The following is a 22,727-nucleotide window of genomic DNA, read 5'->3' as shown; positions in this document are numbered from 1 at the left end:
CCCCAAATCTTACCATGAACTTAACCTACTTATGCTATGGTAACTTTAAAAGTAAAGCTGGTTAGTTTATTTCGACTATTCTATCGATGAAATACATTTTTTGACGATGAAATACATAAAAACTATGCATTTCATCGAAGATTTATTTAGTATGCTCGTTCGTTATTTCCTTCATAAAAATTAATGAAAGCTCTGTTAACAACCCTATTTCCACCAGGTGTGGGGTAGTTGCCTGTAAAATACCAATCTCCTAAATTTTTAGGACAAGCTTCATGTAAGCTTGAAATTGTCTGGTATATTATAGTTACTTCAGCATTAATATCTTCGGAACTCAAAAGCTCTCCTATTTTCTTTGAAATCTGTTTCGCAGAAAATGGTGTATAGAAATCCTTAACATAATTAACTACATCTTTGTCCTTACTCTGTACTTGGGTCAAACATTTTTTATAAATTCCTTCTACAATGTGCATTGAATTATGGTCTTCATGTAATGCTAATGCCGCTTTGAAGGCTATAAAATCTTCTAATTTAGCCATATCAATACCATAACAATCAGGATACCTTATTTGAGGCGCAGATGAGACAACTATTATTTTCTTTGGTGATAGTCGATCCAGGATTCTTAAAATACTTTTTTTAAGGGTTGTGCCTCTAACAATACTGTCATCTATAATTACAAGATTATCACCTTCTTTAACAGATCCGTACGATATGTCATACACGTGAGCAACAAGGTCATCTCTGCTACTATCTTGAGTTATGAAGGTTCGAAGTTTAGCATCCTTAATAGCCACTTTTTCAATTCGAGGTCGAACCTCTAAAATTTCGTGCAGTTGTTCGCCAGTTATATTCGGGCCTAATGCTAGTATTTGCTCTTCTTTTTTCTTGTTCAAATAGTTTTGTGCCTCTTTTACCATTCCGTAAAAAGACGTTTCAGCTGTATTTGGGATATATGAGAATACCGTATTCTTGATATCTTCATCGATAGCTTCTAGAATTTGAGGAAAAACCAATTTACCTAAGGCTTTCCTCTCCTGATAAATTTCTTTGTCACTGCCTCTAGAGAAATAGATGCGTTCAAAAGAACATGCTTTTCTTTCTTTCGGTTCTAGAATTTGTTTTATAGCACTAGTTCCATTTTTCTTAATGATAATAGCTGCGCCTGGATCAAGTTCTTTTACTTCTTCATAAGGCACGTTGAATACTGTTTGTATCGCTGGTCTTTCTGATGCAACTACAACAACCTCATCGTCCCTATAATAATAAGCAGGCCTAATTCCGTTTGGATCGCGTAATACGAAGGCATCACCATGACCTAACAAGCCAGCCATAGCATAACCACCATCAAAATTCTTTGCGGCCCTTCTTAATATTTTATAAACTTTTAAACGCTCGGCAATGATAGGGGAAGCCTGTTGTTTTGTAAAGCCTTCTTTTTTTATTTGTTTGTATAATTTGGCAACTGCATCATCTAAAAAGTGACCAATCTTCTCCATTACAGTAACGGTATCGGCCATTTCTTTGGGATGCTGCCCTAACTGAATTAAATTATCAAACAGCTCATGTACATTGGTCATGTTGAAATTACCTGCCACAATAAGGTTACGGTGCATCCAGTTGTTTTGTCTTAAAAAAGGGTGTACGCTTTCTATGCTGTTTTTACCAAAAGTTCCGTAACGTACGTGACCAAGAAGTAATTCCCCTATATATGGTATATGTTTTTTCTGAAGCGCAACATTGTCTTCGTATTCAGGATGCTCTTTTAACTCCTTATTAATACGATCATTAATTTGTGCAAAAATATCCTGTATAGGTTGTTGCTCACACGATCGTACACGGCTCATGTATCGCTCACCTGCTTTTACATCTAATTTAATGCTTGCGAAACCTGCACCATCTTGACCTCGATTGTGTTGCTTTTCCATCATTAAATACATTTTATTTACACCATAAAATGCTGTTCCATACTTTTCCTTGTAATACTCTAATGGCTTTAGTAGCCGTATTACAGAAATACCACATTCATGCTTAATAGCGTCACTCATTACCTTTTGGTATTAAAAAAACCCCAATAATTTGGGGCTAGGGGTTTATTGTAATTCGATATCAAACTGAGTCAGTCTTTTAAACTGATGCAGTCTTTCCTTAATCTCTTTATGATTTAATTTGAGCATTCTTTCCGTGCCAAATTTTTCAACACTGAACGAAGCCAAATTAGACCCATGTATAACAGCCTTCTTCATGTTTTCAAAAGAACTATCCTCACTGGCAGCTAAATATCCTGCAAATCCTCCAGCGAATGTATCACCAGCTCCAGTTGGGTCAAAAACTTCCTCTAAAGGTAGTGCAGGGGCAAAAAAGATTTGGTCTTTATGAAATAATAAAGCACCATGTTCTCCTTTTTTAATAACCACATACTTAGGACCCATTGTAAATATTTTTTGAGCAGCTTTAACCAAAGAGTACTCTCCAGTCAACTGTCTGGCTTCCGCATCATTGATAGTTAAAACATCTATATGCTTAATGACCTCCATTAATTCATCTAAAGCATTGTCCATCCAAAAATTCATGGTGTCCAAGATGATAAGTTTTGGTCGTTTTTTTAATTGATTAATTACACTTAGTTGTACAAAAGGGTGAAGATTGCCTAACATGACAACATCGGCATCATTGTAACTTTCTGGAACTACAGGTTTAAAGTCTGCCAGCACGTTTAATTCTGTTGCTAACGTATCTCGCGTATTTAAATCATTGTGATATAGTCCTTTCCAGTAGAATGTTTTACCACCTTTTACAATTTCTAGGGCAGAGATATCGATTTTTCTATCGGTCAATAAATCTAAATATTCTTGAGGAAAATCATCACCTACTACAGAGATAATGGCCGAATCCACACCAAACTGTGAAGCTGCCAAGCCAATAAAAGTGGCGGCACCGCCTAATATCTTATCTGTTTTGCCAAAAGGTGTTTCAATGGCGTCAAAAGCGACAGTTCCTACGATTAAAAGTTTGCCCATAAAAATGTAAAAATTTTAAGCTGCAAATATAAGGATTTGAAAGGCGAATTAAAACGGATTAACGTTTACTCAAAGGAATAATTGTTAAAAGGGTATTTAGAAAATAAAATGCCAATTATTTCCTGCCAAAATCAGCAGGAATTTCACCCCATGCTTTTGTTTCCCATTTTACAATAGGGGTATCGTAAGGATTATTTTTTAGCCATTCGACAGCTCTTCGTATAAGCTCGAACAAATCTTTGTTTTTAGCTGATTCTGTCAGTTTGGTATTACAGTTTTTTTTACGAACCCAGCTCATGGCCGTTCTCGAATCGGTATAAATAATACGGTCACTGTTACGTTCCTTTAAATAGGCAAGGCCGTGTACAAGAGCCAAAAACTCACCAATGTTGTTGGTGCCTTGGGGAAAAGGACCTTGTTTGAATAATTTTTTGCCGGTTTTAGTATCTACACCTTGGTACTCCATAACCCCTGGATTTCCACTAGATGCGGCATCCACTGAAATTGAATGGTAGTTAGGTAAACCTATTTTTAGGAGCTCTTCTTTTGACAATGAAGATGTTTCTTTTTTCTTTCCTTTATAGTCGTCATAATTACCATTGAAAGCTTTTTGGGCAATAGTAAAGCTTTCAAAAGATTTATATTCTGCACCTGCATAACCTGTGATTGCTGCTTTGCATGTTTTCCAAGAATCATAGATTCCTGGTTTTTTTCCTTTCCAAACTACATAGAACTTTCCTTTTTTGGCCATTACTTTTTGAATAATATATCGTCAATAACTTTAGGGAAATACTCATATTCTAATTGGTGCACTTTTGAAGCAATGTCATCAGCACTGTCTTTAGGGCTAATAGAAGTTTTTGCTTGATGTATTATGGCACCTTCATCATAATGTGCATTAACATAATGTATGGTAATGCCAGTTTCTGGTTCTTTATTCTCTAATACTGCGTTGTGAACATTCATGCCATACATGCCTTTACCGCCATATTTTGGAAGTAAGGCAGGATGTATATTGATAATTTTATTCGGAAAAGCATTGGTGATTGGTTCAGGTATTTTCCAAAGAAACCCAGCTAATACAATAAGATCAGGGTTAAGTGATTGCAGCATTTGTAAAACGAAATCGCTTTTTGAAAATGCCTGTCGGTTAAAATAAAGGGCATTTATTTCAAGTCTATTACAACGTTCAATGACTTTGGCATCGCTTTTGTTAGTTAATACACAGGATATAGTGACGTCCTTTCGCAATTTAAAATAGTTGGCAATGTTTTCGACATTCGACCCAGAACCTGAGGCAAAAAGAATAATTTGTTTGGTTTTCAATAGAAATGGTCTTTAAAAGAGGGCAATCAACTAATTAAGTTCGGAGTAAAAATAGTAAACAAGAAGCTAGTCAGGATTTAGAAAAAAACGATTATCATTTATAGTTCTAATAACTCACCTCTTTCAATACCCTTTTTCAACGTTACCGAAATAAAATATTAATATGGTAAAATTACAGCACTTGTATTTAATTTTATTAAATTACAATACATTTTAACGACAATTAGTGTAATTAAACCAAAGTTTTTTATTTTTGCCTACAATTTAAATTTTTAAAACAAATATTATTATGTCAGACATTGCATCAAGAGTTAAAGCTATCATCGTTGATAAATTAGGAGTTGATGAAAACGAAGTGGTAACGGAAGCTAGCTTTACTAACGATTTAGGCGCAGATTCATTGGATACAGTAGAGTTGATAATGGAATTCGAAAAAGAATTTGATATTCAAATTCCAGACGATCAAGCCGAAAATATCGCAACTGTTGGTCAAGCCATCAGCTATATAGAAGAAGCGAAGTAAAATCATGTATTCTTAAATAGAATTCAAATTATCCATGTGGTAAATGCTCCGCATGGATAATTTTTTTTAATTTACGCTTGGTTTAGATTTAAACAAATAAGAAGTTAAATGCAGTTAAAGCGAGTTGTAGTTACAGGATTGGGGGCACTTACCCCAATAGGTAATAATATTGAGGAATATTGGGATGCATTAGTTAGCGGTAAAAGCGGCTCTGCACCAATAACCTATTACGATACAGAAAAGTTCAAAGTTAAATTCGCGTGTGAGTTGAAAAACTACAACATCGAAGATCATTTTGAAAGAAAGGAAGGTCGTAAGTTGGATAGATTTGCGCAGTATGCCCTAATATCTTCTGATGAGGCTATCCTTGATTCTAAATTAGATTTAGATAAAGTCGATAAATTTCGTGTTGGAGTTATTTGGGGAGCAGGAATTGGAGGTTTAGAAACTTTTCAGAATGAAGTAATGAATTTTGCTAATGGAGACGGTACCCCTAGATTCAACCCATTCTTTATTCCAAAGATGATTGCAGATATTGCACCAGGAAATATTTCCATAAAGCATGGTTTTATGGGGCCTAATTATACGACTGTTTCTGCTTGTGCCTCTTCGGCCAATGCAATGATAGATGCCTTAAACTATATACGTTTAGGACATTGCGATGTAATCGTAACAGGAGGTAGTGAAGCTGCAGTTACTATTGCAGGTATGGGTGGTTTCGGAGCAATGCACGCATTATCTACTAGAAATGAAAGTCCGGAAACGGCTTCAAGGCCTTTTGATGCAACCAGAGATGGTTTCGTGTTAGGCGAAGGCGCTGGCGCATTGGTTCTAGAAGAATATGAGCATGCAATTGCAAGAGGAGCAAAAATATATGCTGAAGTAGCAGGTGGCGGAATGTCAAGTGATGCTTATCATATGACAGCACCTCACCCTGATGGAATCGGAGTGGTAAGAGTAATGGAGAACTGTTTAAGAGATGCTGGTCTATCTATAGAAGATGTAGATGCCATAAATACTCACGGTACTTCTACACCACTTGGTGATGTAGCAGAATTAAAAGCGATTACTAAAGTATTTGGTGAGCACGCAAAAAATATAAATATAAATTCTACAAAATCTATGACAGGACATTTATTGGGCGCTGCTGGGGCTATTGAAGCCATTGCCTCAATTTTATCTATGGAACATGGTATTGTGCCACCTACAATAAATCATACTACGGTAGATGAGAATATCGACCCTAGTTTAAATCTTACTTTAAACAAGGCTCAGAAACGAGATGTGAAAGTAGCCATGAGTAATACATTTGGCTTTGGTGGCCATAATGCATGTGTGGTTTTTAAAAAATTAGATTAATAATTTTATGTCTTTTCCCACAAACTTATTTAATTCCCATCCTAAAGAGGATGGGGATTTTTTTTTGGGGGTAACCAAAATTTTAGGATTCAAACCCAAAACATTGTCATTCTATAAAAAAGCCTTTTTACATAGGTCAATGAATAAAAAGGACGATAAAGGGAATGCTATGAATTATGAACGATTAGAATTCTTAGGCGATTCTATGTTGGGTACCATAATTTCGAAGTATTTGTATAATGAAGTACCCGAGGGTGATGAAGGTTATCTTACCAAAATGCGGTCTAAAATAGTAAGTAGAGAGCATCTTAATGAGCTTGGTAAAGATTTAAGGTTAATCAATTTTGTAGAGAGTAGAATTCCTAAATCACACTTCGGTGAAAACATACATGGTAATGTTTTTGAAGCACTGGTAGGTGCAATCTATTTAGATAGAGGCTATAATTACTGTGATAAGTTCATTAAAAAGAGGGTAATAGAGCCTTATGTTGATATTGAGCAATTAGAGGGCAGAGTTATAAGTTATAAGAGTTTAGTTATTGAGTGGTGTCAAAAGCAAAAGAAAACATTTGATTTCGATGTTTATGAAGACACAGGAAATGATACTTTAAAACATTTTGCCGTTAAACTTTCTATTGGAGGTAATGTGGTGGCGAAAGCTAGGGCAACTTCAAAGAAGAAGGCAGAAGAGAGAGCTTCAAAAAGAGCATTTTTTGCACTTCAAGACAAGATGGAGAATTAATCTTCAGCCGAAATCGTAAAATGCTAACATTTTAATAACTTATATAGCAGTTATATCAATTTGTGAAACTAGGCTTTAAAGCTTATTAGTTTTATATTTACGCTTTTCTTGGAGTATGGCAGCTATTTATAAAATAAACGATGATTTTTATGATGAATCTTTTATACTAATAGCTTTACATACTACTTTAGACGATTATGCTTTAGTCTATGGATTAAATCAAAGTTTAAAAGCAAAATTTGTAAGAGCAAGAAAGGATTTTAATCTTGCTGAAAATAAATCATTTCCAATTTTTGAATGGGATGACGAATTTCATGACATGTATTGGGTATTAGTTGCAAATCACAGTAGCGAACAAGAACTTATCCCCAATAATGATTTATTCCAGAACGAAACAACATTTACTAAACCAAGGCTTATACCTGAATATAAGGATGTTGATTATCTATTAAAAATAGAAACAGAGAAGGAATTCGATACAAGCTCGTTAATTAAAAATATACTTATGTTGCAAAGAGTTATGGCAGCGTATGAGATAAGTACAGAAAAACTAAAATCAAAGAACAATTTAATATTTTAAAAATGCCAACTTTAAAAAAGACGAAAATTGTAGCCACATTAGGGCCTGCAACTAGCAAGAAAGAGGTACTCAGGAGCATGATCAATGCAGGAGTAGATGTCTTCAGAATAAATTTTTCTCACGCCGATTATGATGATGTAGCCGAGCGCGTTAAGATGATACGTGAATTAAACGAAGAATTGGATACGAACACATCCATTTTAGCAGATTTACAAGGACCTAAATTACGTGTAGGCGTAATGGCAGGTGATGTAGTAGTTAGTCCTGGTGATGAAATAACATTTGTTACCGGTAAACCTTTTGAGGGTACTGCTGAAAGAGTTTACATGAACTATGAGAAATTTCCTAGAGATGTTAAAGCTGGGGAACGCATTTTATTAGATGATGGTAAGTTAATGTTCGAAGTAGTGAAAACTAATGGCGAAGATGAGGTACTGGCAAAGGTTATACAAGGTGGTCCATTAAAATCTAAGAAAGGGGTAAATTTACCGAACACTAATATTTCTTTACCAGCACTTACAAAAAAGGATATTAAGGATGCCGAATTTGCAATTTCACTAGAAGTGGATTGGATTGCACTTTCGTTTGTTCGTTTCAGTCAAGATTTGATTGACCTTCAAAATATCATAAATAAACATTCTGCCTATAAAATTCCAATTATAGCAAAAATTGAGAAGCCAGAGGCGGTTGAGAATATAGATAAAATTATAGCGTATTGTGACGGAATTATGGTTGCTCGTGGAGATTTAGGTGTTGAAGTTCCTGCTCATGAAGTTCCTTTAATTCAGAAGCAATTAGTACTACGTGCTAAAAAAGCTAGAATTCCTGTAATTATTGCAACACAAATGATGGAAACCATGATTACTAGTCTTACCCCGACTAGAGCAGAGGTAAATGATGTTGCCAATTCAGTTATGGATGGTGCAGATGCTGTAATGTTATCTGGTGAAACTTCGGTGGGTAATTATCCAGTTGAAGTGATTGAGAAAATGTCAAGTATTCTAAAAAGTGTTGAAAATTCAGATTTAATTCATGTACCTCATGATCCACCACATATTCGTACAAAAAGATTTATCACAAAATCTATATGTTATCATGCTGCCTTAATGGCAAATGAAATAAAGGCTAAGGCAATTTCGACTTTGACCAATAGTGGTTATACTGCTTTTCAAATTTCAGCATGGAGACCAAGTTCACACATACTTGTATTTACATCGAATAAAAGAATACTTACTCAATTGAACCTTTTATGGGGAGTAAAAGCTTTTTATTATGATAAGAATGTTTCTACTGATGATACGATTGATGATGTAAACCGTATGGCATTCAAAAAAGGATACATAGAAGTTGGCGACATGTTAGTAAGTCTTGCTGCGATGCCTATGAAAGATAAAGGTATGGTTAATACACTAAGAGTAACTGAGATAGAATCTGGCGATATTTAGTCGTTCTATAGAAATGAGTAAAAAGGGGTCACTGAAAAGTGACCCCTTTTTATTGTCTTATTATTTATTTAAGCAACTTCTTTTTCAAAGGCAATGAAATTAACCACCTTTCCTTTTTGGTCAAAGACTGGTTGACCTTGAATCCAACAGTTATAGGTAGAACCATCTTTACGATAGTTAACTACCGTAACTTCGAATGGCTTATTGGTCTTAACCGCTTCAGAGACTATTTTTAGAGTAGATTTTGAGGTTTTAATGCCTTGAAACATTTTAGGATTTTTACCTAAAATTTCATTAGGGTGATATTGATTCATCTCCCAAATATTTTTTGTAGCAAAAACAATATTTAAATTAGTGTCGGTTACGACTACTACATTCTTATTGACTTTCAATCTCTCATCCAAAACTTCAGTATCTATATTCCAAGAATTTAATGACCCTAAATTCATAAGAGCAATCATGTCCTCATCAGAACTTTTAATACTTTCAAGATTTTTAGCAAAGAAATCCCATGAAAGCACTGGTAAAACAGTATAGTTTAAACTTTTTCTAAACTTGATTACGGCATTATCGTAATCTTTTAAATCTATCATGTAATCTAGCTAAGGGTAATGGGTAAATTTTCTTTTTCACAGCAATTTGCTATAAAGCTAAAAAAACGTTTAAAACAGCAATAATGTTAAGCTAGGATTAACACAAATGTTTAATATAATTTCACTAATAACTTAAATTACAATTAAAAAGTTGAACATAAATTCAATGAAAAAACTTTAAAATTGGGGACTAACCCAAGTTTAAATGGTCTGTTTAGGGTACAATTATTGTATAAAAACAAACCCTAATAGAATTTTGCTATTAGGGTTTATGTATTAATTAGAAAGTTGAAATAAGTTTATCAATTCCATCCACCGCCTAAAGCTTGGTAAACATTTACTCTTGCCATTAATTGGTCTTTTTTAGTTTCCACTAACTCCATTTTTGATTCTAAAGCTTCACGTTGCGTTAACAGAACCTCAATGTATTCAATTCTTGCTGATTGAAATAATCGCGTAGATAAATCAATAGATTCTGTCAAAGCCTTCACTTGATTTTCCTTTAAATCATAGCTCTTTTTAAGATTCTCTATTTTAGAAAGCTGATTCACAACTTCTATATAACCATTTAAAATTGCCTTTTCAAACTCAAAAACAGCTTGTACTTGTTTTGCATTTGCCGTATTGTAGTTTGCCTTTATGGCATTTCTGTTAATTAATGGCCCTACAATATCACCCATAGCACTGTACATAAGCGATTCTGGAGTAGCTGTTAAATACTTTGGATTGAAAGCCTGTAACCCAATGCCAGCTTTTATACCTATGCTAGGATAAAAATTTGCCCTAGCGACTTTGATATTAAGCTTGGCTGCTTCCAATTCATATTCCGCTTGTCTAATATCAGGTCTGTTTTGCAGTAACTGTGAAGGTACACCCGAGTAAATAGTGTCCATCTGTGTTTCGATAAAACCTGCTGAATTACGAGCAATATGTTGAGGTTGACGCCCAATTAAAAAATTGAGTTTGTTTTCCATTTCAACAATTTCTTGTTGTACCTCAAACTTATGGCTTTGGTTTTTAAAGACCTCTGCTTCAAACCTTTTAACAGCAAGTTCAGTAGCACGGGCAGCTTCTTTTTGCAAGCGCACCATTTTAAGGGCATTTCCTTGTAATTCAAGATTTTGCTCAATAAATGCCAACTGATTATCTAGCGCCAAAAGCTCATAATAAGAATCTGCAATTTCTGCAATGATTCTAGTTACCATGAAATTTTTACCCTCTATACTGGAGAGATATTCTAGAACGGCTGCTTTTTTAGAATTACGCAGTTTTTTCCAGATATCAAGCTCCCATGAGGCAAAAATTCCTGCAGAGTAATCTGTTAGTGGCTCAGGAAATTCTTCCCCTTCCTTTATTTCCAGATTTTTTTCAACAGCGCCATTACGGGTGTACTCACCAACTTTTTCAACCTCGGCTCCTGCGCCATAAGTAATAAAAGGTAAGTATTCTCCTTTTCTAGCTTTAACTTCATTCTGAGCTACATCAATTTGTTTCAACATGATGTTCAACTCTTGGTTATTAACCAATGCTGTGTCAATAAGCTTTATCAAGTTATCCTCTTTGAAAAAATCTTTCCACTGAATGATTGCACTGTTAGTCGTATCAGTCGATTGTTGCGCATACTGCGACGGTAGCTTTTTATTTTCTTGTTTAAGTTCTTTTGTTGGAACACAAGAGTAAAAAACACTAACGCTTAGTATTAGCACCAAAAGCAGTTTACTACGCTTCATAAAGAATTTTATACTATTAATCATTGTTTTCTCTTTTGGTTAGTTTTTTAATCATTTTCTTTAATTCTTTGATTGCTTGTTTGGTTTTGCTTTCACCTTCACTAGCTCTCATGAATTCTTCAGAAATAGGCTCGAATGATTCATCTTTAATAAGACTACGTCCTTCGGCAAGTTTTGCAAATACATAGTAGAGTCCAGGAATTACTATAACCCCGAAAATTGTACCGATAAGCATACCGCCAAGAGCAGAACCACCAATAGTTCGGTTACCTATGGCACCGGCACCTGATGCAACTATTAGAGGAATTAATCCTGCAATAAATGCAAACGATGTCATTAAAATTGGCCTGAACCTTGCTCTAGACCCTTCTATTGCAGCTTCTAAAACAGTTGCACCTTGTCTTTGTTTTTGAACCGCAAACTCTACAATTAAAACCGCATTTTTACCTAAAAGACCTACGAGCATAATTACACCAATTTGGGCATAAACGTCGTTTGCCAATCCCGTCATTTTTAATAGTAAGAATGAGCCAAATATACCTGCTGGTAAAGAAAGTATTACAGCGAATGGTAGTAGAAAGCTTTCGTATTGAGCGGCAAGCACGAAATAAACGAATATCAATACCACGATAAAAATGTATAATGATTCGCTACCTCTGTTGGCCTCGTCATACGATAAACCTTCCCAGGCAATATCATAGCCTCTAGGTAAGGTTTCTTTAGCTACTTCTTTAATAGCGTTAATGGCATCACCAGTTGTGAAACCAGTAGCTGGTAATCCGTTAATAGCAGCAGAATTATAAAGGTTGTACCTGGTAATCTCATTAGGGCCCAGTTTTTTCTCCATAGACATGAATGCTGAATAAGGTACCATTTCACCTTCTTCATTCTTAACGAACAATTTTTCTAAATCTGAAGGTAGTGCTCTATATTCAGGTGCAGCCTGCGTATACACTTTAAAGAATCTACCAAAACGAATAAAACCTTGCTCATAGGTACTACCTATTAAAATGTTAAGGTTTTCCATTGCCTTACCGATGCTTACACCTTTTTGCATGGCAATCTTATTATTGATTTTCAATTCGTATTGCGGGTAATTAGCAGAGTAAAAAGTAAATAGACCTGTTAATTCTTCACGCTCGCTTAAGGCTTTCATGAAATCGTTATTGATTTTTTCGAATACATGATAATCAGTGTTCTCGGTTTTATCTAGTAGACGCATTGAGAATCCGCCAGAAGAACCAAAACCAGGTACTGCAGGAGGTTCGAAATATTCGATTACAGCGCCTAAGTCCTTCGTTTCCTCTTCAAGCTCTTCCATAATTTCGTGTACAGAGTGTTCACGTTCGCCCCATGGTTTAAGGTTTATTAAACAAGTACCAGCGTTAGAGCCCCTACCTTCTGTCATGATTTCATAACCGGCCAATGAGGAAACTGATTCCACACCTTCCATTTCTTCGCAAATTTTCTGCAATTTTCTTGCAACATCATTGGTACGTTCTAGCGTTGCACCTGGTGGTGTTTGAATAATCGCATAAATCATACCTTGATCTTCGTTGGGTATAAATCCAGCAGGAAGTGATTCATTGGTAAAGAATATAGCTACGCAGAAAGCGATTAGGAGTCCAAAGGTTACCACTCTTCTCGCTACTATTTTATTTAAAAGCTTTACATAACTTCCTGTAAGGCGCTCAAATCCTTTATTGAACCAGTCAATGAATTTATCGATGGGAGATTTACGTTTTGGCTTACCATGATTGTTTTTCAACATCATAGCACAAAGAACAGGGGTAAGGGTCAAGGCAACTATAGCCGAAATTACGATTGATCCTGCCATAGTTATTGAAAACTGCCTATAGAAAACCCCAACAGGGCCAGACATAAATGAAATGGGAATAAATACCGAAACCATTACCAAGGTTATCGCGACGATGGCACCACCAATTTCACCCAAAACTTCAGAAGAGGCTTTGTATGGTGATAGGTTTTCTTCTTCCATTTTTACGTGCACGGCTTCCACGACGACAATTGCGTTATCTACAACAATACCAATAGCCAATACCAATGCGAATAGGGTAATTAGGTTAATTGATAACCCGAACATCTGCATGACAAAGAACGATCCGATTAAAGAAACGGGTACCGCTATAATAGGTATTAATGTAGAACGCCAATCTCCTAAAAAGAGAAATACAACTATTGCCACAAGAATGAAGGCATCTCTTAGTGTGTGCAAAACCTTATCGATAGAGGCATCTAAAAAGTTCGATACATCATAACTTACTTGATAATCTAAACCAGGAGGAAGATCTACTTTTAGTTCCTCTAATTTAACTTTTACAGCATCGATAACATCTTTACCATTACTACCTACAGTCTGTTTTAGAATCATAGAAGCAGAAGGATGCCCATCTAAATTGGAGTATATATCAAAGAATTCACTACCCAATTCAACATCTGCTAAATCTTTCAATTTTAGAATTTCACCTTCTTCGTTGGCTCTAACGATAATGTTTTCATACTGTTCAGGCTCATTGTATCGACCTTCATAGGTAAGAACATATTCTAATGATTGCGATTTTTTACCAGAACTGCCTCCCAATCTTCCTGGCCTGGCGATTATGCTTTGTTCTTGCATAGCCTCCATCACTTCTTCTGCAGAAACATTATAGGCACGCATACGGTCAGGTTTTAACCAAACACGCATGGCATATTTTCGACTTCCTAATATCTGGGCACTTGCGATACCATCAATTCGTTGAATCTCAGGTACGATTTTGGTATACGCATAGTTATATAGAAAAAGCTCATTATCATCTTCATTGTTACTATACAGGTTTACGTACATTAACATACTGGGCTGCACAGGAGTAATTACAACACCTTCCATCTGTACCAATTCTGGTAAATTGGGCATTACTTGATCTACTCTAGTTTTCACCCTTACTACAGCCTGGTCGGGATCTGTGCCAGGTTCAAAAATGATACGTAATGTTCCTTCTCCAGCACTTGTAGCATCTGAAGCAACATATCGCATTCCTTGTACCCCGTTAATAGCGGTTTCTAAAGGAATAATAGTTGAATTAATAAGCACGTCTGCACTTGCACCTGGATAAGCGATGAAAATATTCACCGTTGTAGGGGCAATTTCAGGAAACTGGGATATTGGTAATTGTTTGATTGCCAATAACCCTGTAAAAACTATAATTACCGAAATAACAATAGCCAATACTGGTCTATGTATAAATCTTTTGAACATATCTTAATGTATTTGGATATTGTTATTCTGTGTATAGGTCTAAACTTGACAGCACTTTCTTAGGTGATACAAATTCAGATTCTATCTTTTGATTATCTTTAACCATACGTATACCGTCAAGAATAATTCTATCCTTTTCAGTTAAGCCTTTGGTTACAACAAATAAGTTGGACATTTCTGCACCAATGAAGATTTCACGTTGTTTTACTACATTGTCTTTGTCAACAACAAACACGAATTTTTTATCTAAAATCTCGAAAGTTGCCTTTTGCGGAATAATCAATGCGTCTTTTAAAGGAACCGTCATAAGAATACTTCCAGTTTCACCGTGTCTTAGTATTTTATCAGGATTAGGAAAAGTTGCCCTAAAAGCGATGTTACCTGTTGCATTGTTGAATTCACCCTCAATGGTTTCAACAATACCCACTTGATCAAATAGCTTATTATTAGCCATTAACAGACCAACTTCTTTTTTGGTGTCTTTGTCAGTACTGATGATATAATCTAAGTACTCAGCTTCTGGCACATTGAAATAAACCCACATTTTAGAGTTATCGGATAAGGTGGTCAATAATTCGCCCTCATCTAATAGACTTCCTTCTCGTACATGTAAGTGATCCATAATACCATCAAATGGCGCACGAATATTTGTAAACCCTAAATGGGTTTGTGCTAAGGAAACCTCTGCATTAGCTTTGTCAAAACTTGCTTTGGCCATGGCCAACTCATTTTTTGATACAACATTACCATCTAATAATAACTGAGTATTTTGTAGCTCAATTTCTGCAACTTTCGCTTCTGCTCTTGCTTTTTGTAAATCTGCCTCGTAAATGTTAGGCATAATGTTGAACATCTGCTGGCCCTTTTTAACGAATTGGCCTTCATCAACATGAATTTGTTTTAAATAGCCCCTTTCAAGAGCTCTTACTTCAATATGCCGTATAGAGTGTATTTGGCTTACATAATCTTTTGTAATTGATGTATCCTTTTTAATAGGACTTGTAACTAGGAATTTGGCGTGTTCTTCCTTTTTCTCTTTTTTTGATTCGCAACTTGTATACAAAAACAAGGCACACACTGAGGCAAACAGGAGAGTTCTCTTGGTCATAAATTTTAAATTAAAATGATTGGTACTATGAATTTTTAGAAATGCGGAAACGCATTAATTTTTTTGATATTATCAGCGCTTATTAGATTACTGAAGTATATCGAAAGTGGAGTTGTAGGCATTATTAACTAATGGCCCAAAAATTAATTATAAACGAAATACTTGGTATAGGACAAAACGCCTATTGACCAAAGGGTAAATTGTAAACAGCATCAGTAGTTTGGTGCTGTTTTTTAAGTAACTAAATAAAAATAAAATTGATAAAAGGTAAAACGATGCAGAAGTATAGTATACTTTTTCGCCTTTTTTGAAAAATGTATTTTCACTTTCCTCTTCTTCAATCTCAGCGGCATCAATTTCCAATACCTTGTCAACTTTATCTGAAGTGCCACTTATGATAGCATTCTGATTGTGAACGTTTGAGGTAAGATCCGTATTTGTGGATAAGGTGTTTTGGTAAGCAATGGTGTGTAATGAAGTATTCTCTATATTGAAGTTAGCAAATAGAGGACTGCATATACTTGAAAGAAGTATGCAGATAGAAAGAAGAAATTTTAATAAACTCTTTTTCATTTAAGGGGTCAAAATTATTCTAGCCAAACGGGATGCACAAGTAAAGCACGTTAATATTTGTTAACATTTATAATTATTAGATAAAAGTGGTCAATTGAGGGTTGAATACTCAGAAATCGAACTTTAATTGCACTAATATTGATTTATTATCAATCTTTTTAATAGCCTTACTATCAGTATTTAAGTTAGAAAGCGAAATACCCAATAGTCGAACTGAGTTTTGTAACTCTTCTTGATACAATAATTCTTTCGCTGTTTCTAGAATAAGAGTTTTGTCCGCAATGAAGTATGGTATTGTTTTGCTTCTTGTGTTTAGGGTAAAATCACTATATTTTATTTTAAGAGTAATGGTTTTGCCAGCAATAGCAGCTTTTTTAAGTCTTCGTTCAAGCTCTTCCGCAATCCGCTCTAAACGCTCTAACATGAATATTTCACTGCTTAAGTTTTCATTGAACGTTCGTTCTGCACCTACAGATTTTGGAATACGATGAGGTTTAACCTCACTAGTATGAATTCCTCTAACCACATTATAATAGTAGCTGCCACCCTTACCGAATTTTTCTTCTAAGAATTCAATGGGTTTAGTCTTTAGGTCGTTACCTGTAAAAATGCCCAATTGATACATTTTTTCGGCAGTAACCTTACCCACACCATAAAATTTACGAATATCAAGAGCTTCTAAAAATGAAATTACTTCTTCAGGGTTTACTGTTTTTTGCCCGTTGGGCTTATTAATATCACTAGCTACTTTAGCAATGAATTTATTGATAGATATTCCTGCGGATGCATTCAAGCCTGTTTCTTCCAGAATTCGTTGCCGAATTTCAGTTGCTAATAAGGTTGCCGAAGGATTCCCTTTTTTATTTATCGTAACATCTAGGTACGCTTCATCAAGAGATAAAGGTTCGACTAAATCAGTATACTCGAAAAAGATGGACCTAATTTTTTTAGAGATCTCTTTATAACGTTCAAACCTTGGTTTTACAAAGGTAATATGCGGACAGTTTTTTTTAGCAATATAACCGCTCATGGCACTTCGCACACCAAATTTACGAGCTTCGTAGTTTGCAGCAGAAACAACACCTCTCTTTTCGCTGCCTCCAACAGCCAACGGCTTCCCTTTTAAATCAGGATTATCCAATTCTTCAACCGATGCATAAAATGCATCCATGTCGACGTGGATAATTTTCCGTAAAGGCATTTCATTGGGCATAAGCAAATTTAAGACTTATCTTAGTTTAAGGATAGTAGATGTATCGAATCATATGATAGAAATTGAGCGTAAATTTTTGGTAAAATCAGATTCTTATAAGTCTTTAGCAAAGTCTAAAACACGAATAGTTCAAGGGTTTTTAAATACCGATGCCAACAGAACGGTTAGAGTAAGAATAAAAGGGGATGTAGGATTCATTACCGTAAAAGGCAAATCTAACGAAGCGGGTACCTCTAGATTTGAATGGGAAAAGGAAATTTCTGTAGAAGACGCAGATAATTTGCTGGAGTTATGTGAAAAAGGAATTCTTGAGAAATGCAGATATGAAATTGTCTCAGAAAATCATGTGTATGAGGTTGATGAATTTTATGGTGATAATGAAGGATTAACTGTAGCTGAAATAGAATTAAATTCTGAAAATGAAAGGTTTCAAAAACCTGATTGGTTGGGAAAGGAAGTTACAGGTGAGGTTAAATATTACAATTCTCAATTAAGTAAAAAGCCTTTTAAGAAATGGTAGACTTTTATATTATAAGGGTTTAATTGTCGTGTTTGCAAAGTATACTTAAACTTAATTTATTGAACTCAGGTTACCAAATTACTAAAAAAAGGTAAGTCTTAAGTTTTTTGCTTCTTTTAGTATTACCCTTTGTAATTTAAGTCTATTCCCTGCATGAATCATTTACACATCTCTATTGCCATCCACCTCCAAGAGAACGGTATAGTTCTACAGTAGCAGACAATTGTGTAAACTTGTTATTAATCAGGTTAATTTCAGCGTTTAAGGAATTTTCTCTGGCAGTTAACAGGTCTAAATACGTTAGGTACCCGTTATTCAATAATTCTTCAGAATTACTTTCAGCTCTTTTTAAGGCTGCCACTTGTTTGGCTACAAACACTTCTTTTTCAACCGAATTGTTGTAATCATATAATGCTTCAGACACTTCTTTTCCAGCGATTAAAAGCGCTTTTTTAAAGTTTAATAAAGATTGCTCTTGTTGCGCTTTGGCAGCTTCATAGGCCGTTCTTATCTTTCTGCCATTTAAAATAGGTTGCGTAAGTCCGCCTACAAGATTGGCAAAAATAGAGCTCGAATCTAACCAGTTATCAAGTGCCAAACTTTGAAGTCCGCCTTGTGCCGAAAGCTTAATAGACGGGTAAAAATTACTTCTAGCAACATTGGTCAATTCAAAACTACTGACTAAACTGTATTCCGCTTGCATAATATCGGGTCTATTACGAAGTAAGAGGGCCGGCACACCAAGTTTCATTTCATTTGCCAATGACTGCTCGTTTAACGCACTACGTGTATACGACTGCGGTTGCTCACCTAATAAAATACTAAAGGTGTTTTCTGTTTTATACAATGAGTTTTTAAGGTCTAATAATTGACCTTGCGCGCTATAAAGTTGTGCGGCAGTTTGGTCTACACCAACCTGGTTGGCTTGCCCTGCTTCTTTAAGAGCTATAATAGTTTCCAAACTTTTAGAACGGTTTTTTATAGTTTCCTCTGTTACCGAAATCTGTTGGTCTAAAGCTAATATTTGGTAATAAGTAATGGAAATTTGTGCCACTAGACTAGTTTTTACAGCTTTGTGAGCCGCTACAGTTTTAAGGTAGCTTGCATCACTTGCTCGTTTAGAGCTTCTAATTTTGCCCCAAATATCAGCTTCCCAAGAAATAGTACCTGAAGTTTCATATTGGTTAAAAGGCTGTGTGAAGAAACTTCCGAATTGTCCATTTTCACTAGTTCTTGCCGTTCTTGTTGCGGTAACCGCACCATTTAAGGTAGGTAAATATCCTGCCTTACCCTGTTTAACATATGCCTCGGCAGCTGCAATACTTTGTAATGCGATACGAATATCTAGGTTGTTGTCAAGTCCCCTTTGTATATACGTTTTTAAATGTGAATCAGTAAAAAGGTCTTTGTAAGAAACTGATGCAAAAGACACACTGTCTTGTGGCAAATTATCGGTTCTATACAGATTTTCTATTTCTACTTCTGGGCGCTCGTATGTCTTTGCTGTAAAACAAGACGACAGCAAAAGCGGGAGTAAGGCTACCAGTATAAGTTTATTAGTTATGAATTTGTTCATGATTTCTCTAATTCTTTGATTCTTCAATAGTTTCTTGTGGAGCACCAGTAATACGCTCTTGTAGGGTTTGGAAAATGACATATAACGCCGGTATAATAAATACCCCGAAAATGGTACCTATCAACATACCACCAACTGCACTCATACCAATAGACCTATTGCCAATCGCACCAATACCTGTTGATAAAGCCAGTGGCATTAAACCAAAAATAAAGGCAAATGAAGTCATCAAAATAGGTCTAAGACGTGCCTTTGCACCGTCTAAAGCCGATTCTAGAATAGACATACCATGCTTTCTACGTTGAAGAGCAAATTCCACAATTAGAATAGCATTCTTAGATAGTAGACCAATCAGCATGATTAGAGCAATCTGAAAGTATATGTTGTTTTCAAGGCCTGCTAAGTTTATAAACCCGATTGCGCCTGCAATACCCACAGGTAATGAAAGGAGTATAGCAAACGGTAAGATGTACGATTCATACTGAGCACTTAATAAGAAGTATACAAATACCAAACTCAGAATAAATATGATGATAGTTTGACTACCTGCGCTGTTTTCTTCTTTGGTAAGGCCCGAATATTCGTAGGTGTAATTGGTAGGTAAAACCTGAGCGGTAACCTCTTCAATTGCTTTAATGGCATCACCAGTAGAATAACCAGGGTTCATGGCGCCATTAATTTTAACTGAGCTTAAAAGATTAAATCTACTTACGATTTCAGGCCCATAGATCTTCTTTAACGAAACGAACTGAGATACAGCAACCGATTCACCATTTCCGTTGGTCACAAAAATATGATTAAGTGATTGTTCATTAGCTCTGTCTTCAGGTTTTGATTGAATCATAACACGGTATTGCTTACCAAACTTATTAAAGTCAGTAGTATACAAACCTCCATAGTACCCTTGCATTGCGCTGAAAACATCTGTTACGGCTAAGCCAGCAGTTTTAGTTTTCTCGACATCTACTTGCACTTCATATTGTGGGAAGTTTGGGTTAAACTGAGTAATAGCATATTGCACCTCGGGTCTTGCATTTAATGCAGCCAAAAACTCGTTCGTAGTTTGACCCACAGTCTGCCAATCATCGGCATCTTTACTCTGTAAGTTCATCTCAAAACCTGTAGAGTTACCAAAACCTTGAACACTAGGAGGTGTAAAGAAAAAGGCTTTCGCATCCCTTAAACCAGCAGTTTTACCGAAAAGACTACCAACCACGGCATCTACAGATTGTGATGGGTCTGTTCTTTCACTCCAGTTCTTAAGTCTAAGTACAGAGAAGGCATAAGAACCACCATTTACCCTGTTTAACAAGCTAAAACCTGTAATATTCATTCTAGCTTCTATGATGTCCATTGAAGCATAAATAGAATCAAGTTTCTTTACCGTTAATTGTGTTTGTTCTAATGTTGTGCCTGGTGGTAAACTAATATCAGCGAAAACAAGGCCTCTATCTTCATTTGGAATAAAACCAGCAGGTGTTGTATTAAATAATAAAATGGTTATTGCTGTAAAGATTACCAGTGATCCGATGGTAATCCATTTTCTATTAGCAATGAATTTCACTGACCTAACGTACTTATCAGTCATAGCATTAAAACCAGTGTTAAAAGCAGAAAAGAATCGTTTGGTAATGCCTTTTTTATGTTCTTCGGATGGATTATGCGGTTTTAAAAAAAGTGCAGCCAATGCCGGACTCAACGTCAACGCGTTTACTGCTGAAATAAGAATAGCAATTGCTAAAGTGATACCGAATTGTTGGTAGAAAACCCCTGAAGAACCACTAATAAAAGAAACTGGAATAAATACGGCAGACATTACCAATGTAATTGATATGATGGCTCCAGAAATCTCTGACATAGCCGATTTGGTGGCAATTTTTGCGTTCGTAGCACCTTCTTCCATCTTAGCATGAACCGCTTCGACCACTACAATGGCATCATCGACCACAATACCAATAGCCAGTATCATAGCGAAAAGGGTTAACATGTTAATGGAGTAACCAAATAACGAGAGAAAGAAGAATGTACCTATTATCGCTACAGGTACTGCAATGGCTGGTATTAAAGTAGACCTAAAATCTTGAAGAAATAGGAATACTACAATGAACACCAATAAGAATGCTTCAATAAGGGTTTGCACGACATGCCCAATAGAAGCGTCTAAAAAATCTTTAGTGTTAAAAGGAATCACATAATCCATCCCTTTAGGAAAATCTTGCTTACTTTCTTTTAAAATGGTCTGAATGGAATTAATAATATCATTTGCATTTGAACCAGATGTTTGAAATATACCAAGAACGGTACCGGGTTTACCCATACCTTCGTTTTTAGTGCCATAATTGAAGGCACCCAATTCAACTTCCGCAACATCTTTAACACGCAAGAACTGTCCGTTTTCTTGAGCTCTAATAATGATATCTTCATATTCGGCTACTTCTGAAAGACGTCCTTTATATTTCAACACGTATTCAAAAACACCATCGGCATTTTCACCGATTTTACCAGTAGCCGCCTCAAGGTTTTGTTCTCTAAGTGCATTTTGAATATCGGATGGCATAAGGTTGTAAGCTGCCATTTTATGGGGGTTCAACCATATTCTCATGGAGTAATCTTTGGCACCAAAAACTGTAACGTTACCAACCCCTTTTATACGTTGTAATTTGGGTACTAAGTTGATTCTTGCGTAGTTTTCAACAAATGTGGCATCGTAATTTTCATTGTCTGAGAATAATGAAAAGAACATAAGTGCACTAGTTTGCGATTTTTGGGTGATTACACCAGTTTGTACTACAGCTTGTGGCAAAACACTATTGGCACGAGCTACTCTGTTCTGTACGTTTACTGCCGCAATATCTGGATCTGTACCTAGTTCAAAAAATACATTTATGGTAGCAGCACCATCGTTACTCGCAGTAGAAGTCATATATAACATGCCTTCTACACCATTAATTTGTTCCTCAAGTGGTGTAATAACACTATTAAGTACAGTCTCTGCGTTTGCCCCTGTGTATGAAGCTGTAACCTGCACTGTTGGAGGTGCGATTTCAGGATATTGTTCAATAGGTAGTGTAGTTAAACCTAAAATACCTAGAATAACTATGATAATCGATATCACCGTAGATAGGACGGGACGATCTATAAATTTTTGAAACATTTCTCTATT

Annotated in this window: 18 protein-coding genes; 6 read left to right on the top strand and 12 right to left on the bottom strand. The window is 35.7% G+C overall.

The window, feature by feature from the left end; genetic code table 11:
• Positions 1-146 precede the first annotated feature (146 nt).
• From B5X55_RS04425 to purN, 4 genes are all read right to left on the bottom strand, one after another.
• Positions 147-2,045, bottom strand: coding sequence for an amidophosphoribosyltransferase (locus tag B5X55_RS04425; RefSeq protein ID WP_079511395.1), 1,899 nt, complete (start codon positions 2,043-2,045; stop codon positions 147-149).
• Between the two features lie 45 nt (positions 2,046-2,090).
• A complete protein-coding gene (locus B5X55_RS04420) occupies positions 2,091-3,017 on the bottom strand; it encodes a PfkB family carbohydrate kinase (RefSeq protein WP_079511394.1) in 927 nt (308 codons plus the stop codon).
• Positions 3,018-3,132: 115 nt separating this feature from the next.
• Positions 3,133-3,768 (bottom strand): ribonuclease H1 domain-containing protein, encoded by a 636-nt coding sequence (locus tag B5X55_RS04415; protein ID WP_079511393.1) that lies wholly within the window; start codon positions 3,766-3,768, stop codon positions 3,133-3,135.
• Positions 3,768-4,343, bottom strand: a complete 576-nt coding sequence (gene purN / locus B5X55_RS04410; RefSeq protein WP_079511392.1) for a phosphoribosylglycinamide formyltransferase — start codon at positions 4,341-4,343, stop codon at positions 3,768-3,770. The genes B5X55_RS04415 and purN overlap by 1 nt, the downstream gene beginning before the upstream one ends.
• Positions 4,344-4,632: 289 nt before the next feature.
• Here purN and B5X55_RS04405 point away from each other — a divergent pair, with 289 nt between their 5' ends.
• The 5 genes from B5X55_RS04405 to pyk all read left to right on the top strand — a co-directional run bounded on the left by B5X55_RS04405 (position 4,633) and on the right by pyk (position 8,992).
• Positions 4,633-4,866: an acyl carrier protein gene (locus B5X55_RS04405; protein WP_008269813.1), complete on the top strand. Its 234-nt coding sequence runs from the start codon at positions 4,633-4,635 to the stop codon at positions 4,864-4,866.
• Positions 4,867-4,974: 108 nt separating this feature from the next.
• Positions 4,975-6,225 (top strand): beta-ketoacyl-ACP synthase II, encoded by a 1,251-nt coding sequence (gene fabF, locus B5X55_RS04400; protein ID WP_079511391.1) that lies wholly within the window; start codon positions 4,975-4,977, stop codon positions 6,223-6,225.
• Between the two features lie 7 nt (positions 6,226-6,232).
• A complete protein-coding gene (gene rnc / locus B5X55_RS04395) occupies positions 6,233-6,967 on the top strand; it encodes a ribonuclease III (RefSeq protein WP_079511390.1) in 735 nt (244 codons plus the stop codon).
• 115 nt (positions 6,968-7,082) lie between these two features.
• A complete protein-coding gene (locus tag B5X55_RS04390) occupies positions 7,083-7,547 on the top strand; it encodes an IPExxxVDY family protein (RefSeq protein ID WP_079511389.1) in 465 nt (154 codons plus the stop codon).
• Positions 7,548-7,549: 2 nt separating this feature from the next.
• Positions 7,550-8,992 carry a pyruvate kinase gene (gene pyk / locus B5X55_RS04385; protein WP_079511388.1) on the top strand — a complete coding sequence of 481 codons (1,443 nt, stop codon included), beginning with the start codon at positions 7,550-7,552 and terminating at the stop codon, positions 8,990-8,992.
• 68 nt (positions 8,993-9,060) lie between these two features.
• Here the strand turns inward: pyk and B5X55_RS04380 are convergent, their stop codons facing one another.
• From B5X55_RS04380 to dinB, 6 genes are all read right to left on the bottom strand, one after another.
• A complete protein-coding gene (locus B5X55_RS04380; RefSeq protein ID WP_079511387.1) occupies positions 9,061-9,585 on the bottom strand; it encodes a PAS domain-containing protein in 525 nt (174 codons plus the stop codon).
• 302 nt (positions 9,586-9,887) lie between these two features.
• A complete protein-coding gene (locus tag B5X55_RS04375) occupies positions 9,888-11,339 on the bottom strand; it encodes a TolC family protein (RefSeq protein WP_079511386.1) in 1,452 nt (483 codons plus the stop codon).
• A complete protein-coding gene (locus tag B5X55_RS04370; protein ID WP_079511385.1) occupies positions 11,332-14,574 on the bottom strand; it encodes an efflux RND transporter permease subunit in 3,243 nt (1,080 codons plus the stop codon). Before B5X55_RS04370 ends, B5X55_RS04375 begins: the two co-directional genes overlap by 8 nt.
• 22 nt (positions 14,575-14,596) lie before the next feature.
• On the bottom strand, positions 14,597-15,682 hold the full coding sequence (locus B5X55_RS04365) for an efflux RND transporter periplasmic adaptor subunit (RefSeq protein ID WP_079511384.1): 1,086 nt from the start codon (positions 15,680-15,682) through the stop codon (positions 14,597-14,599).
• 147 nt (positions 15,683-15,829) lie between these two features.
• The gene (locus tag B5X55_RS04360; protein ID WP_079511383.1) at positions 15,830-16,255 is read right to left on the bottom strand and encodes a hypothetical protein; all 426 of its coding nucleotides are present in this window, start codon (positions 16,253-16,255) and stop codon (positions 15,830-15,832) included.
• Positions 16,256-16,364: 109 nt separating this feature from the next.
• Positions 16,365-17,468: a DNA polymerase IV gene (dinB, locus tag B5X55_RS04355; RefSeq protein ID WP_079511382.1), complete on the bottom strand. Its 1,104-nt coding sequence runs from the start codon at positions 17,466-17,468 to the stop codon at positions 16,365-16,367.
• Positions 17,469-17,520: 52 nt separating this feature from the next.
• Between dinB and B5X55_RS04350 the strand changes: the two genes are divergently transcribed.
• The gene (locus B5X55_RS04350) at positions 17,521-17,988 is read left to right on the top strand and encodes a CYTH domain-containing protein (RefSeq protein ID WP_079511381.1); all 468 of its coding nucleotides are present in this window, start codon (positions 17,521-17,523) and stop codon (positions 17,986-17,988) included.
• A 172-nt stretch (positions 17,989-18,160) separates the two neighbouring features.
• Here the strand turns inward: B5X55_RS04350 and B5X55_RS04345 are convergent, their stop codons facing one another.
• Complete coding sequence (locus tag B5X55_RS04345; protein WP_143814399.1) at positions 18,161-19,564, bottom strand: TolC family protein; 1,404 nt, start codon at positions 19,562-19,564, stop codon at positions 18,161-18,163.
• 7 nt (positions 19,565-19,571) lie between these two features.
• Positions 19,572-22,718: an efflux RND transporter permease subunit gene (locus B5X55_RS04340; RefSeq protein ID WP_079511380.1), complete on the bottom strand. Its 3,147-nt coding sequence runs from the start codon at positions 22,716-22,718 to the stop codon at positions 19,572-19,574.
• Between the last annotated feature and the right edge of the window lie 9 nt (positions 22,719-22,727).

This window comes from Maribacter arcticus, assembly GCF_900167935.1.
Lineage (GTDB): Bacteria > Bacteroidota > Bacteroidia > Flavobacteriales > Flavobacteriaceae > Maribacter > Maribacter arcticus.
Note: the sequence above shows the minus strand (reverse complement) of the source record. Positions and strands in the feature narration are given on the sequence as shown.

Coding starts and splice junctions, on each gene's coding strand:
- fabF (WP_079511391.1), top strand. CDS start 4,975: ATGCAGTTAAAGCGAGTTGTAGTTACAGGATTGGGGGCACTTACCCCA.
- pyk (WP_079511388.1), top strand. CDS start 7,550: ATGCCAACTTTAAAAAAGACGAAAATTGTAGCCACATTAGGGCCTGCA.
- dinB (WP_079511382.1), bottom strand. CDS start 17,468: ATGCCCAATGAAATGCCTTTACGGAAAATTATCCACGTCGACATGGAT.
- B5X55_RS04380 (WP_079511387.1), bottom strand. CDS start 9,585: ATGATAGATTTAAAAGATTACGATAATGCCGTAATCAAGTTTAGAAAA.
- B5X55_RS04405 (WP_008269813.1), top strand. CDS start 4,633: ATGTCAGACATTGCATCAAGAGTTAAAGCTATCATCGTTGATAAATTA.
- B5X55_RS04340 (WP_079511380.1), bottom strand. CDS start 22,718: ATGTTTCAAAAATTTATAGATCGTCCCGTCCTATCTACGGTGATATCG.
- B5X55_RS04370 (WP_079511385.1), bottom strand. CDS start 14,574: ATGTTCAAAAGATTTATACATAGACCAGTATTGGCTATTGTTATTTCG.
- B5X55_RS04350 (WP_079511381.1), top strand. CDS start 17,521: ATGATAGAAATTGAGCGTAAATTTTTGGTAAAATCAGATTCTTATAAG.
- B5X55_RS04375 (WP_079511386.1), bottom strand. CDS start 11,339: ATGATTAATAGTATAAAATTCTTTATGAAGCGTAGTAAACTGCTTTTG.
- B5X55_RS04425 (WP_079511395.1), bottom strand. CDS start 2,045: ATGAGTGACGCTATTAAGCATGAATGTGGTATTTCTGTAATACGGCTA.
- rnc (WP_079511390.1), top strand. CDS start 6,233: ATGTCTTTTCCCACAAACTTATTTAATTCCCATCCTAAAGAGGATGGG.
- B5X55_RS04415 (WP_079511393.1), bottom strand. CDS start 3,768: ATGGCCAAAAAAGGAAAGTTCTATGTAGTTTGGAAAGGAAAAAAACCA.
- B5X55_RS04360 (WP_079511383.1), bottom strand. CDS start 16,255: ATGAAAAAGAGTTTATTAAAATTTCTTCTTTCTATCTGCATACTTCTT.
- B5X55_RS04365 (WP_079511384.1), bottom strand. CDS start 15,682: ATGACCAAGAGAACTCTCCTGTTTGCCTCAGTGTGTGCCTTGTTTTTG.
- B5X55_RS04420 (WP_079511394.1), bottom strand. CDS start 3,017: ATGGGCAAACTTTTAATCGTAGGAACTGTCGCTTTTGACGCCATTGAA.
- B5X55_RS04390 (WP_079511389.1), top strand. CDS start 7,083: ATGGCAGCTATTTATAAAATAAACGATGATTTTTATGATGAATCTTTT.
- B5X55_RS04345 (WP_143814399.1), bottom strand. CDS start 19,564: ATGAACAAATTCATAACTAATAAACTTATACTGGTAGCCTTACTCCCG.